This is a genomic window from Modicisalibacter sp. MOD 31.J, assembly GCF_020147985.1.
In the GTDB taxonomy this organism is placed as follows: domain Bacteria; phylum Pseudomonadota; class Gammaproteobacteria; order Pseudomonadales; family Halomonadaceae; genus Modicisalibacter; species Modicisalibacter coralii.
On sequence record NZ_JAGXFF010000005.1, the window covers coordinates 169,976 to 182,099 of the forward strand.

Below are 12,124 nucleotides of genomic sequence, written 5' to 3' on the forward strand. Positions count from 1 at the left end.
TCGTCCGCTCATGAAAGCCAGCGTCAAATGGACCGATGGTCGCCAGTTCGTCGCCGAATCCGGCAGCGGCCACAGCGTGGTCATCGATGGGCCGCCGGACCACGGCGGTCGCAACACCGGCCCCAGACCCATGGAAATGCTACTGATGGGACTCGGCGCCTGCACCTCGTTCGACGTGCTGGAGATCCTCGAGAAATCCCGCGCCCCGGTCAGCGACTGCGTGGCCGCGGTCGAGGCCGAGCGCGCCGACGCCGTGCCCAGCGTGTTCACGAAGATTCACGTGCACTTCACGGTCACCGGCACGGGGCTCAAGGACAAGCAGGTCAAGCGCGCCGTCGAACTCTCCGCCGACAAGTACTGCAGCGCCTCGATCATGCTCGCCCAGGGCGGCGTCGAGATGTCCCATTCCTACGAGATCGTCGAATCGTAAGCGGCGCGCGGCGCGCCCCGGCCCGGCCGTCGCTCGTCGGTTTTGTGAACGCCCTCCAGGGAAAGACCATCTATAGTGGCGGCGCGTCGACGTGCCGCCACAGATACAGCGCCAGCCACGAACGGTGCGGCGCGAAACGCGCGGCGGTACGCGTCGTCTTGCGCCGCGGGCTGGTCAAGCGAATCAGGGTCTTGCGGGCGGCGACGTCGCCGTCGGGCCAGACGTCCTCGTCGCCGAAGTGGAAGATCGAGATCATGTCCGCGGTCCATTGCCCCACGCCCCACAGCGCGGTGAGCCGGCGCGAGCGCTCGGCGTGATCGAGCCCGCGCAGCGTCTCGGTCTCGAGCCCGCCCAGGCGTGCCTCTCCGGCGATGGCACCGATCGCGCGAGCCTTGGCCGCCGACAGGCCGCAGGCGCGTAACGCCTCGACATCGGTCTCGGCCAGGAAGTCGGTCAAGGGGACGTCGCCCGCCGCTTCGACGACGCGCCGCCAGATCGTCCCCGCCGCCTTGACCGACAACTGCTGCCCGGCCACGGAACGACACAGCCGCTCGGCGAGCGGCTGCGAGTCGTCGGGCCGGAAGTTCACCGGCCCGCCGCGGGCGAAGGCCTCGGCGAGCGCCGGACTCAGCGTCTCGGCGATCGCCACGAAGCGTTCATGGACGACCTGCGACATGCCGATTCAGAGCCGGTAGACGCTCTGGGTCATCACCTTCGACATCAACGACATGCCGAACTTGACCGGCGCCGGAAAGCGCTTGCCGCCGGCTTCCAGCGCCCAGCGGGCATGATGGGCCTCGTCCTCGCGCATCTGCTCGAGGATCGCCCGCGAACGCCGGTCACCCATGGGCAGCTTTTCCAGATGGTCGTCGAGATGCTTGCCGACCTGCTCCTCGGTGGCGTTGACGAAGCCCAGGCTGACCCGGTCGCCGACCGCGCCGGCCACGGCGCCGATACCGAAGGAGGCGGCGTAGAACAGCGGATTGAGATAGCTGGTGCGGCCGTCGAGCTCGACGAGCCGCGCATCGCACCAGGCCAGATGGTCGATCTCTTCCTGAGCGGCCTGTTCCATCTGTGTGCGGACATCGGCGAGCTGAGCGGTCATCCCCTGCCCCTGGTAGAGGGCCTGGGCGCATACCTCGCCGGTGTGGTTGATGCGCATCAGCCCGGCGGCGTGCCGGCGCGCGTCCGGGTCGAGCGTCTCGTCGCGGGTGTCGCCGGCCGGTGAGGGGCGCGACGGCTGGGCGGCATGTGGCACCAGCGTGCGCAGCACGGTATCGAACTGGTGGATCAACTGGTCGGTACGCGTCAGCTTGCGGAGCATGGGGGTTCCCTGTGGTCGTCCTTGATGAGAAGCGGGGCCGAGCGGGCCGGCAAGCCGGCCACGGACGAGAAGGACCGCGCGTGACACGGGATCGCGAGCGGCCCGCCATGCCCCGATGGCACCGCGCTTGCGAAGAGCGCCCGGTTCGGCGTTTGCCGGCTACCCCGCCGGCCAGGTGAAGTGGCGGCCGCCCATCAGGTGCATGTGAATATGATAGACCGACTGGCCACCGTGTTCATTGCAGTTCATCACCACCCGATAGCCGTCGTCGGCGAAACCGAACTCCTTGGCCAGCCGGGCGGCGGTGTACTGCAGCCGTCCGACGAGCGCGAGGTCGTCCTCCGCGATGTCGTTCAGCGTCGCGATGTGCTTCTTGGGAATGATCAGCACGTGACGCGGCGCCTTGGGGTCGATGTCGTTGAAGGCCAGCACGTGGTCGTCCTCGTAGACCACGTCGGGCTCGATGTCGCGATTGACCATCTTGCAGAACAGGCAATCCATGCGTCGCTCCGGTTGGATCAGTGACTGGGGATAGGCGTCTGCCATGAGGTTACCCCCTCACGACGAGGTTGTCAGTCCGTAACGCGCTGACCCGTGGGTCAGCGGTCTCGGCACGAAAACCGCATGCGCTCGTCGGGGTTGCGTAACGATAGCCGGCGATCAAGGGCAGCGGCCAATGACGGCCTGAAGACTCGATGCTTCGATAGCGACTTCGATGCCCCTCGGGGCGACATCGCCCGTTCGGGCAATGCCGATCTTCGCAATAGCCGGGCCCTATTAAACTTCGCTTCGGCCCCGCCGATGTTGAGCAGTGTCCGCGAGAGCCGCTGGTCCCAGGCTGGCTCGGATCCCCTTTCTGCCTGCCGGAGGCGCGCCATGCCCTTGGATACTCCCACTGCCGACGCCGAGACCCTTGCCAACCCGCCCCTTGAGGCACTTTGGCAGGCGGTCAACCGCTCCCAGGCCGTGATCGAATTCGATCTCGACGGCCACGTACTCGACGCCAATGCGCGCTTTCTCGAGGCCATGGGCTATCGCCGCGACGAGGTCATCGGCCAGCACCACCGCCTGTTCTGCGACGAGCGCCATGCCCAGAGCCGCGCCTATCAGGAGTTCTGGGGGCGCCTGGGACGCGGCGAGTTCGTCAGCGGCGAGTTCAAGCGCGTCACCCGCCAGGGCGAAGAGGTCTGGCTGCAGGCGACCTACAACCCGGTGCTCGATGACGAGGGCAAGCCGCACAAGGTGATCAAGCTGGCCATGGACATCACCCTGCAGAAGCGTGCCGTCGCCGAGTACGAGGGCAAGGTCAAGGCGATGGATCGCGCCCAGGCGGTGATCGAGTTCGATCTCGACGGTCATGTGCTCACCGCCAACCAGCACTTTCTCGACACCGTGGGCTACACCCTGGAGGAGATCGAGGGCCGTCACCACGCGCTGTTCTGTCAGCCGGAGTACGCCAAGAGCGACGACTACCGGCAGTTCTGGGCGCGCCTGCGCCAGGGCGAGTTCTACAGCGGCGAGTTCCGCCGTCTCGACAAGCACGGCCGTGACATCTGGCTACAGGCCACCTACAACCCGATCCTCGACGCCGGCGGGCGCCCCTACAAGGTGGTCAAGTTCGCCCACGACGTCACCGCCGAGCGCCAGCGCAACGCCGAGTTCAAGGGCCGGATCAACGCCATCGACCGCGCCCAGGCGGTGATCGAGTTCGATCTCAAGGGCAACATTCTCGCCGCCAACCAGAACTTCCTCGACACGCTGGGCTATCACGCCGACGAGATCGAGGGCCAGCATCACCGCATGTTCTGTACGCCCGAGCATGTGGTCAGCCGCGAGTATCGCGACTTCTGGCTGGCGCTGAGCCGCGGCGAGCTGTTCGACGGCCGCTTCATGCGCCTGGGCAAGCATGGCCGCCGGGTCTGGATCCAGGCGACCTACAACCCGATCTTCGATGCCGACGGCAAGCCCTACAAGGTGATCAAGTTCGCCACCGACATCACCGCCGAGGTCGAGCTGGAGGAACACATCCAGGCCCAGACCGAGGCCATGAGCCAGTCGATCCATGCGCTCAACGCCTCCATCGCCTCGATCGCCGAGAATACTCATCTGACCCGTTCGCTGGCCCGCGAGACCCAGCAGGAGGCCAACCGCGGCACCCAGGCGCTGAACGACTCGCGCGAGGCGATGGCGGCGATCCAGAAGTCGTCCGAGGATATCGACGCCATCGTCAAGGTGATCGGCGAGATCGCCTCCCAGACCAACCTGCTGGCGTTCAACGCCGCCATCGAGGCCGCCCGCGCCGGTGAGCACGGCCTGGGCTTCTCGGTGGTCGCCGACGAGGTGCGCAAGCTGGCCGAGAAGTCCGCCGATGCCACCCGCCAGATCAACCGTCTGCTGGGCGAGTCGCTCAAGCGCATCGACAGCGGCAATGCCGTGACCCAGCGCGCCACCGACTCCTTCGCGCGCATCGTCGAGGGCGTGGCCCGGACCACCGACTCGATCGAGGAGATCGCCACCACTGCCAGCGCCCAGCTCGAGACCGCCAACCGGGTCGACAGCGCGATCCATGAACTGGCCCGGGCGACCCGCGGCGAGGAGCGGGCCAGATCATGAGCACGCGCGTCTTCGGCATCCTGCGCGTCGGGACCGGCGATGTCGCGCTCGATGCTCACGATCTGCAAGAGGTGGTGCGCCTGGAACGCCTGCCGCCACCGCGCCCGCGAGCGCCGGCCTGGTCGCGGGGCACGCTGTCACTGCGCGGCCAGCCATTGCCGCTGGTCGACCTGGCGGGGCTGCTGCAGCTCGATCGCGATCCGCCCGTCGAGCCCCAGGCCAGCTTCGTCGCCGTGGTGGCGCATCGCGGGGCGCGGTTCGGGCTGTGTGTGACCCAGATCGTCGATGTGATCGAGGTGCGGCCGCAGCAGCGCCATGCAGTGAACCAGGGCGACGGCAGCCCGCTGGCGCTGACGCCTTCGCTGATCGATCACCCGAACCTGGCCCACCCGGCTTATGTGCTCGACCTGGATGCGCTGTTCGCGCTGGAAGAGATGGTCGCGGTGACACCGGCGGCCACGCAGCCCGGGCACCAGTCGCCCGGGGCCTCGACGTCGCCGACAGTCACCAGTGACGCCACGCCGACGCAGCTCACCGCCCGGCGCTGGCTGATCGTGGAGAGCGGCGGCCAGGCGCTGGCACTGGATACCGCCATCGTCGGCGAGGTCGCCAACTGCCCCGAGATCGAACCGCCGCCGATCGAGCTCGACGCCTACCTCGGCAATGTCACGCTGCGCGGTGCGCGGCTGCCGCTGTTCGACCCCGGCGCGTTGATCGGCCGCGCGCCCCAACGGACGCGACCCAGTTACATGGTGGTGCTCGATGGCCCTGAGGGGCGTCTGGCGCTGGCCCTGGAGCACGTCACCGCGCTCAGCGCCAGCGGCACCCTGTCACCGGCCGGCCCGGGCCAGGCGGCGGCGGTGGCCGGGCTGGTCGTCGGCCCCTCGGGGCGCGACGCACTGGCGCTCGATCACCGGGTGTTGCTGTCGGCGCTCAATCTAAGTGCCCTGGCGCGCCTGCATGCGCGGCTCGACGGCGCACAGGCGGGCAGCGCAGCCGCCGAGCATCGGCCCCGGCGGCGCTTCGCGCTGGTGCGCTTCAGCTGTGCCGGCGACTACACCACACTGCTCGATCAGCTCGATGCCGTCGATGCCGCCCCCACCGACTATCTCGCCAGCGGCGGCGACCCGCGCTTCGTCGGCGTGTGGCGCCGTCATGGGCGCAGCGTGGCCCTGGTCGACCTGCGTCGTCTGCTGGGCCGCGACGCCTCGCGTCCGCCCCAGCACGTGCTGATCGCCGACAGTGGCCAGGGGCTGATCGGTTTTCTCACCGACGCGGTGCAGCGCATCGACTACATCGAGGCAGCCGAGGAGAGCCTGGTGGTGCGCTGGCGCGGCGACATCGACCCCGCGGCCCCGGCGGTCGAGCGCGCCAAGCGGCTGATCGCCCTTGGCAGCGGCGAGCGCCACCAGGTGATGGCCATGATCTGTCTGCAGGGACTGGCGATCGACCTGGCAGCGAGCAGCGCAGCGCTGACCGTTGCCGACGACGCGCGGCATGCCTGACCCGAGCGTCTCTGCGCCCCGACCGCGCCGCCGACGGCGTGCATCAAGAAGCGCTGGCCACAGCGTGGTCGGAGCGCGACGCGGGAAGATCAGAACGGGAGTCGATCGACACGCGGAAATGGCGGTTGCCGGGTAGCGCCGAGCAAGCCGCGAGTCGCCGTCAGCGGAACCGGCGCTGGGCCAGCAGGTGGCGCACCAGCGGCGCCAGGATCAGCTCCATGGCCAGCGACAGCCGCGAGCCGGGCACCACCAGGGTGTGCGGCCGGCTCATGAAGGCATCCTGGATCATCGCCAGCAGGTAGGGAAAGTCCACCGTCGAGGGATCGCGAAAGCGGATCACCACGAACGACTCGGCGTCGGTGGGGATGTCCTGGATCTCGAAGGGGTTGGAGGTATCCACCGTGGGCACGCGCTGGAAATTGATGTGGGTCCGCGAGAACTGGGGCTGGATGTAGCGCACGTAGTCGTGCATGCGGCCGAGGATGGTGTCGATCACCGCTTCCTGGGAGTAGCCGCGCAGCTTGGTGTCGCGGTCGATCTTCTGGATCCACTCCAGGTTCATGGTCGGCGCGACGCCCACCAGCAGGTCCACGTGGCGGGCGATGTCGCAGTCGGCGGTGACCAGCCCGCCGTGCAGGCCCTCGTAGAACAGCAGGTCGGTGCCCATCGGCAGCGACTGCCACTCGGTGAAGGTGCCGACCTTGTAGCCGGCCTCGATCATCCGCTTGTCCTCGGCATGGATGTAGTGCCGGGACGTGCCGCTGCCGTGTTCGCCGTACTCCTGAAACAGCGTCTCGAGGCGATCGAGCAGGTTGGCCTCGACGGCGAAGTGAGAGAGTTCGTCGGTGCGTTCGGGCTCCTCGCGGAAGATCCGCGTCAGCTCGTCCTTGGTATAGCGATGGAAGGCATCGCCATCGACATAGGCGGCGTGGATGTCCTCCCGCGTGAACATGCGCTCGAAGGTGCGCCGCACGGTGGTGGTGCCGGCCCCCGAGGAACCGGTCACCGCGACGATCGGGTATTCACGCGACATGTCAGTCGACTCCCTGCGAACGAACCCGGGCCAGCGCCGCCTGCAACGACGATGGAATGGCCACCGGCCGACCGTCGTCGGGGGCCAGCCAGATCAGCGTGACCCGAGCCACGGCGACGAGGCGCGAATCGCCGACCCGGGTCAGGCGATGATAGACCGGCAGGCCCTTGCCGTCGGCCTCGGGCACGGCGGTCTCGGCGAGCAGCTCGTCCCCCCAGCGGGCCTCGCCGCGGTACTGCACGGTGAGATCCGCGACCACGCTCGGCGAGCCGTCGGTATCGGCCTCGTCGACGCCGAGCGCGGCAAGCGCCCGGGCACGCGCCTCGTGCAGCAGGGTGACGATCGCATCGTGGCCCAGATGGCGGCCGTAGTTGATATCGCCGATACGCACCCGGAAGGTGTCGCGGTGCACGCCATCGGCGGCGGGAAACTCGAGCCTGACCCGTTCCATGTTGACTCCTTGGCCGCGGCGCTCAGGACTCGCGGGCGATGGCGCGGTAGGCGATGTCGCGCCGGAAGAGGGCATCTTCCCAGTGGATCGCCGCCACCCCGTCGTAGGCGCGATCGCGGGCCCGCGAGACCCGCTCGCCGAGCGCGGTCACGCACAGCACGCGCCCGCCGCTGGTGACGATGCGCCCCTGATCGTCCTCCGCGGTACCGGCATGAAAGACCTTGCAGCCGGCCGCCTCGGCGGCCTCCAGCCCCTCGATCGGATCGCCCTTGCGATACCGGTCCGGGTAGCCGCCGGCGGCCATCACCACGCCGACCGCGGCGCGGGTGTCCCAGTCGCAACGCTCACCGTCGAGCCGCCCCTCGGCCCCGGCCAGGCACAGCTCGACCAGATCGCTCTTCAGGCGCAACAGGATCGGCTGGGTCTCGGGATCGCCGAAACGGCAGTTGTATTCGATCACCTTGGGAGCGCCATGGGCATCGATCATCAGCCCGGCATAGAGGAAGCCGGTATAGGGCGTGCCCTCGGCGGCCATGCCGCGCACCGTGGGCAGGATCACCGTGTCGAGGATGCGCTGGTAGACCGCCTCGGTGACCACCGGTGCCGGGGAGTAGGCGCCCATGCCACCGGTGTTGGGGCCGGTGTCGCCGTCGCCGACGCGCTTGTGGTCCTGGCTGGTGGCCATCGGCAGCACGTGCTCGCCGTCGACCATGACGATGAAGCTCGCTTCCTCGCCGTCGAGATACTCCTCGATCACCACCTGGGCCCCGGCGTCGCCGAAGGCGTTGGCCTCGAGCATGTCGCGTACCGCGGCTTCGGCCTCGGCATCGGTCATGGCGACGATCACCCCCTTGCCCGCCGCCAGGCCGTCGGCCTTGATGACGATCGGCGTGCCCTTCTCGCCGAGATAGGCCAGGGCGGCATCGACCTCGCGGAAGGTGGCGTATTCCGCGGTGGGTATGTGGTGCCGGGCGAGAAAGTCCTTGGTGAAGGACTTCGACCCCTCGAGCTGGGCCGCCGCCCGGGTGGGACCGAAGATCGCCAGCCCCGCGGCCTGGAAGCGGTCGACCACGCCGGCGACCAGCGGCGCTTCGGGGCCGACGATGGTCAGCCCCACGCCCTGCTCGCGGGCGAAGGCTTCCAGGCCGTCCAGGTCGTCGGCGGCGATGTCGACGTTGGTGAGCTTGGATTCGCGGGCGGTGCCGGCATTGCCGGGGGCGACGAAGACGGACTCCACATAGGGCGACTGCGCCGCCTTCCAGGCCAACGCGTGTTCGCGGCCACCGCCGCCGATGATCAGAACCTTCATGGGCAAACCTTGCTCGAAAATGGAGATCGATTGCCCGGCATTATGTCAGAAAGCCGGCCACCTCGCCCCCCGCATGCAACGGGGTACCGGCAGTCACCCGACCAGTCACGCGGCACTCGCGGGCACCGCTCAGGCGTCGTCGTCCTTGTCGCGGGACTGGCGGGTCATCGCCTGCTGCCAGAAGCGCATGTTCTCCTCGGCCATCTCGCGCATCATCTCCATCGGCGAGTTGCGCATCGCCTGCTGCCACTGGTCCTGGAAGCGCTTCTGCTGCTCGAGCATCAGTTGGGTGCCCTGCTCCAGGTAGTGGGCCAGCGGCAGCGGCTGCGACATGGCGTAGACGCGGATCAACTGGGCCAGCAGGTCGTTGGAGAATACCTCGGCGTCGCCGTCGGCCTGCTCCTGCTCGATGATGATCGACAGCAGGATGGTACGGGTGAGATCCTCGCCGCTCTTGGCATCCTCGACCCGGAACGGCTCGTCCTCGAGCACCAGGCGCCGCAGGTCCTCGAGCGTCACGTAACGACTCTGCTGGGTGTCGTAGAGTCGGCGATTGGCATATTTGCGTATCACTCGCACGGCGCGGTTCCTCTCGATGGTCGATATGCCTGCATTGTGCATTGCCCCCGTGAGCTTGCAAACCACTGTCATCGCTGCCCGGCTCGGCTATCATGGCCGCCTGTCGCCAGGAGGCCCCATGAACCTGATCCTGCTCGAGCCCGCCGACCTCGGTCCCGCCGGCGATATCCGGGTGACCGACCCCCGCCGCCTGCGCCACCTGCGCGAGGTGCATCGCGCCGAACCCGGCGACTGCCTGAGCGTGGGGTTGCGCGATGGCCTGCGCGGTCGGGCGCGACTCGAGACGCTCGACTCGCGGGCCGCCCATTTCACGCTGCTGGGCCTCGACCAGCCGCCGCCGGCGGCGCTGCCGGTGCACCTGGTACTGGCGCTGCCGCGACCGCGCATGCTCGCCCGTACCCTGGAACATGCCACGGCGCTGGGCGTCAAACGGCTTACCCTGCTGCACACCCGCCGCGTCGAGAAGAGCTACTGGCAGTCCCCCGAACTGGACCCGGCGAAGATCCACGAGCACCTGGTGCTGGGTCTGGAGCAGGCCGGCGACACCCTGCTGCCGGAAGTCACGCTGGAACGCCGCTTCAAGCCGTTCGTCGAGGATAGCTTGCCGGCGCTGCTCGCCGGACGCCGCGGCCTGCTCGCCCACCCCGGCATGCCGTCGCCCTGCCCGCGCGGCATCGACACCCCCTGCGTCCTGCTGATCGGCCCCGAAGGCGGCTTCATCCCCTACGAGGTGGAGCGCCTGCTCGAGGCCGGCTGCGAGGGCATCCACCTCGGCGAGCGCATCCTGCGCGTCGAGACCGCGGTTACCGCGTTGCTGGCTCGCCTCTTCTAACGCGGCGCCACCAATCCTCGGCCAATCTCAGCCATCGCCGAGCCGCTCGAGCAGCTCGAGCGTGGCGAAGCCGTCGGGGGTCTCGCCGAGGCTGCGCTGATAGGCCCGCACGCCCCCCCGGGTGTTGGGACCGATCACCCCGTCCGGCGCGCCGACGTCGAAGCCGGCGGCGTTGAGGCGCCGCTGCAGCAGCTCGACCTGACGGCGCGACAGCGCCGGCTCGTCGCGGGGCCAGTCCGCGACCAGCCCCGGACGCCCGGCCAGGCGGTCGGCGAGCAGCCCCACGGCCAGCGCGTAGCTGGTCGAGGCGTTGTAGCGCATGATCACCCGGAAATTGCCGCCGACCAGGAAGGCCGGCCCCTGGTCGCCGGCGGGGGCGATCACCGAGGCATCCGAGAATGTCGGCAGCGCGCCAGCGTGCCTCGCCGTCACCCCCTGCGCCGCCCAGGCCCGGCTGTCCTGGCGCACGTCGAGCTCGGTCCGGGCATAGTCGAAGTCGTCCGGCAGGCGCACCTCGATGCCCCAGGGCTCGCCCTGGCGCCAGCCGACCCGGGAGAGATAGTAGGCGGTGGAGGCCATGACGTCGGCGACGCTGCCCCAGATGTCGCGGCGCCCGTCGCCATCGGCGTCCCTGGCGTACTGCTCGAAGCTCGACGGCAGGAACTGGGTGTGGCCCATGGCCCCGGCCCAGGAGCCGCGCATGTGCTCGCGATCGATGTCACCGCGCTGGAGGATACGCAGGGCGCTGAGCAGTTCGCTGCGCGCGAAGTCGGGGCGCCGACCGTCGTAGCCCAGGGTCGCCAGGGCGTCGATGGTCTCGTAGTTGCCGAAATTGCCGCCGTAGTTGCTCTCGATCCCCCAGATGGCCACCAGCACCTCGGGCGGCACGCCGTAGCGCTGACCGGCGGCGGCGATGGCCTGGCGGTGTGCCTCCCAGGCCGAGCGGCCCTGGCGCACGCGCGCCGCCGAAACGGCGGTGTCGAGGTAATCCCAGACCTGGCGGGTGAACTCGGGCTGAGCGCGGTCGTGGCGGATGACCGACGGCAGGTATTCGATGTCGTCGAAGGCCGCGTCGAGGGTCGCGGCATCGATGCCCTGCTCCCGCGCCACGCCACGGAAGTCGCTCACCCAGTCGCTGAAGGCCGGTCGCGTGTCACCCGGCGACGCCTGCCCCTCGCGCGGGGCGCTCGCCGTCTCGCTGGCGGCGCTTGCCACCGTCGATGCCGGCGACGCGGTGCCCCCATCGGCGGCGGCGGGTTGGGCGGCGACCTGACAACCGGACATCGGCAGCAGGGCAATGAGCGCAAGGGGCACGTAACGGGCACGGCGAGGCATGGAGCTTCCTTGATGCGGCGTGAAAACGCGCCCATCTTGGCGCAAGCGCCTGCCGGCGCCTAGTGATTTTCGGTAACTCGGCCGTAGGCGCACCGCCTGTCAGCCGATCAGGCTCAGCCGCGCCACGACCGCCAGGTGACAGGCGACCACCACCGCCGTGAGCAGGCTACGCAGGCCCTGATACCAGCCGGGGAGTCGCTCGAGACTCTCGGGCTGACGCTCGTAGAGGCGCATCAGCCAGAAACCGATCATCAGTGTCAGCGCACCAAGACGATAGTCGATCATCAGCGCCGCCCAGCCCAGCAGGCCGGGTGCGATGCTGACCGCCAGACGGACGTTGAAGGCCGGACTCGTGTCGCGATCCAGGCTCATTGCCACGCCCCAGTGGATGCCGCCCAGAAAGGAAAGGATGACCGCGCTATAGAAGAGAAAGGCCTTGATCGCCACGGCCTGCCAGAGGACGGGAGCGATGAACACCGCGACGGTGGTGATGACGAAGGGGGTCAGACCCGCAACCCCCAGGCAGACGGGTAACCGCCTCATGGACGAAGACGTCTCGGAAATCATGGCAGCATCCTTGCAGCCGGTGAGCGTTCGAGTGACGCTACAGCCTAGACGTCCTGGCGTTTACTGGCTAGTAACAATGCGGTTCCGTCAGGCGTGGCCCCGAAAACCGGCAGTACGCCGCCTCGCCGCGAGCCGCCGGCGCGTCC

The 12,124-nt window shown here is 68.8% G+C and carries 13 protein-coding genes; 4 read left to right on the plus strand and 9 right to left on the minus strand.

Annotated features, from left to right (window positions below):
- Window positions 1-10 precede the first annotated feature (10 nt).
- On the plus strand, window positions 11-430 hold the full coding sequence (locus KGR00_RS17560; RefSeq protein WP_224418903.1) for an OsmC family protein: 420 nt from the start codon (window positions 11-13) through the stop codon (window positions 428-430).
- A 70-nt stretch (window positions 431-500) separates the two neighbouring features.
- Here KGR00_RS17560 and KGR00_RS17565 read toward each other — a convergent pair whose 3' ends face one another.
- The 3 genes from KGR00_RS17565 to KGR00_RS17575 all read right to left on the minus strand — a co-directional run bounded on the left by KGR00_RS17565 (window position 501) and on the right by KGR00_RS17575 (window position 2,255).
- On the minus strand, window positions 501-1,106 hold the full coding sequence (locus KGR00_RS17565; RefSeq protein ID WP_224418902.1) for a DNA-3-methyladenine glycosylase 2 family protein: 606 nt from the start codon (window positions 1,104-1,106) through the stop codon (window positions 501-503).
- A gap of 6 nt (window positions 1,107-1,112) precedes the next feature.
- A complete protein-coding gene (gene coq7 / locus KGR00_RS17570; RefSeq protein ID WP_224418901.1) occupies window positions 1,113-1,754 on the minus strand; it encodes a 2-polyprenyl-3-methyl-6-methoxy-1,4-benzoquinone monooxygenase in 642 nt (213 codons plus the stop codon).
- Between the two features lie 159 nt (window positions 1,755-1,913).
- On the minus strand, window positions 1,914-2,255 hold the full coding sequence (locus KGR00_RS17575; RefSeq protein ID WP_129140640.1) for a histidine triad nucleotide-binding protein: 342 nt from the start codon (window positions 2,253-2,255) through the stop codon (window positions 1,914-1,916).
- A gap of 375 nt (window positions 2,256-2,630) precedes the next feature.
- Here KGR00_RS17575 and KGR00_RS17580 point away from each other — a divergent pair, with 375 nt between their 5' ends.
- Together KGR00_RS17580 and KGR00_RS17585 are read left to right on the plus strand one after the other, a co-directional pair.
- Complete coding sequence (locus KGR00_RS17580; RefSeq protein ID WP_224418900.1) at window positions 2,631-4,367, plus strand: PAS domain-containing methyl-accepting chemotaxis protein; 1,737 nt, start codon at window positions 2,631-2,633, stop codon at window positions 4,365-4,367.
- A complete protein-coding gene (locus KGR00_RS17585) occupies window positions 4,364-5,872 on the plus strand; it encodes a chemotaxis protein CheW (protein WP_224418899.1) in 1,509 nt (502 codons plus the stop codon). The genes KGR00_RS17580 and KGR00_RS17585 overlap by 4 nt, the downstream gene beginning before the upstream one ends.
- A gap of 160 nt (window positions 5,873-6,032) precedes the next feature.
- On the opposite strand, the gene KGR00_RS17590 is transcribed toward KGR00_RS17585, so the two are convergent.
- From KGR00_RS17590 to phaR, 4 genes are all read right to left on the minus strand, one after another.
- Complete coding sequence (locus KGR00_RS17590; RefSeq protein WP_129140585.1) at window positions 6,033-6,905, minus strand: phosphoribulokinase; 873 nt, start codon at window positions 6,903-6,905, stop codon at window positions 6,033-6,035.
- A gap of 1 nt (window position 6,906) precedes the next feature.
- The gene (locus KGR00_RS17595) at window positions 6,907-7,356 is read right to left on the minus strand and encodes a thioesterase family protein (RefSeq protein ID WP_129140584.1); all 450 of its coding nucleotides are present in this window, start codon (window positions 7,354-7,356) and stop codon (window positions 6,907-6,909) included.
- Between the two features lie 22 nt (window positions 7,357-7,378).
- Entirely contained in the window at window positions 7,379-8,665 is a 1,287-nt protein-coding gene (purD, locus tag KGR00_RS17600; protein WP_224418898.1) for a phosphoribosylamine--glycine ligase, read from the minus strand.
- A 129-nt stretch (window positions 8,666-8,794) separates the two neighbouring features.
- Complete coding sequence (phaR, locus tag KGR00_RS17605; protein WP_129140582.1) at window positions 8,795-9,244, minus strand: polyhydroxyalkanoate synthesis repressor PhaR; 450 nt, start codon at window positions 9,242-9,244, stop codon at window positions 8,795-8,797.
- A gap of 118 nt (window positions 9,245-9,362) precedes the next feature.
- Between phaR and KGR00_RS17610 the strand changes: the two genes are divergently transcribed.
- A complete protein-coding gene (locus KGR00_RS17610; RefSeq protein ID WP_224418897.1) occupies window positions 9,363-10,076 on the plus strand; it encodes a 16S rRNA (uracil(1498)-N(3))-methyltransferase in 714 nt (237 codons plus the stop codon).
- A 27-nt stretch (window positions 10,077-10,103) separates the two neighbouring features.
- Here the strand turns inward: KGR00_RS17610 and KGR00_RS17615 are convergent, their stop codons facing one another.
- Window positions 10,104-11,411, minus strand: a complete 1,308-nt coding sequence (locus tag KGR00_RS17615; RefSeq protein ID WP_224418896.1) for a lytic murein transglycosylase — start codon at window positions 11,409-11,411, stop codon at window positions 10,104-10,106.
- 99 nt (window positions 11,412-11,510) lie between these two features.
- Entirely contained in the window at window positions 11,511-11,954 is a 444-nt protein-coding gene (locus tag KGR00_RS17620; RefSeq protein ID WP_129140579.1) for a DUF3429 domain-containing protein, read from the minus strand.
- Window positions 11,955-12,124: the final 170 nt, after the last annotated feature.

Bases quoted from the DNA above. Each gene is read 5' to 3' on its own strand.
- coq7 (WP_224418901.1), bottom strand. From the start codon at position 1,754: ATGCTCCGCAAGCTGACGCGTACCGACCAGTTGATCCACCAGTTCGAT.
- KGR00_RS17610 (WP_224418897.1), top strand. From the start codon at position 9,363: ATGAACCTGATCCTGCTCGAGCCCGCCGACCTCGGTCCCGCCGGCGAT.
- KGR00_RS17615 (WP_224418896.1), bottom strand. From the start codon at position 11,411: ATGCCTCGCCGTGCCCGTTACGTGCCCCTTGCGCTCATTGCCCTGCTG.
- KGR00_RS17560 (WP_224418903.1), top strand. From the start codon at position 11: ATGAAAGCCAGCGTCAAATGGACCGATGGTCGCCAGTTCGTCGCCGAA.
- KGR00_RS17590 (WP_129140585.1), bottom strand. From the start codon at position 6,905: ATGTCGCGTGAATACCCGATCGTCGCGGTGACCGGTTCCTCGGGGGCC.
- KGR00_RS17575 (WP_129140640.1), bottom strand. From the start codon at position 2,255: ATGGATTGCCTGTTCTGCAAGATGGTCAATCGCGACATCGAGCCCGAC.
- KGR00_RS17595 (WP_129140584.1), bottom strand. From the start codon at position 7,356: ATGGAACGGGTCAGGCTCGAGTTTCCCGCCGCCGATGGCGTGCACCGC.
- KGR00_RS17620 (WP_129140579.1), bottom strand. From the start codon at position 11,954: ATGAGGCGGTTACCCGTCTGCCTGGGGGTTGCGGGTCTGACCCCCTTC.
- KGR00_RS17585 (WP_224418899.1), top strand. From the start codon at position 4,364: ATGAGCACGCGCGTCTTCGGCATCCTGCGCGTCGGGACCGGCGATGTC.
- purD (WP_224418898.1), bottom strand. From the start codon at position 8,665: ATGAAGGTTCTGATCATCGGCGGCGGTGGCCGCGAACACGCGTTGGCC.
- KGR00_RS17565 (WP_224418902.1), bottom strand. From the start codon at position 1,106: ATGTCGCAGGTCGTCCATGAACGCTTCGTGGCGATCGCCGAGACGCTG.
- KGR00_RS17580 (WP_224418900.1), top strand. From the start codon at position 2,631: ATGCCCTTGGATACTCCCACTGCCGACGCCGAGACCCTTGCCAACCCG.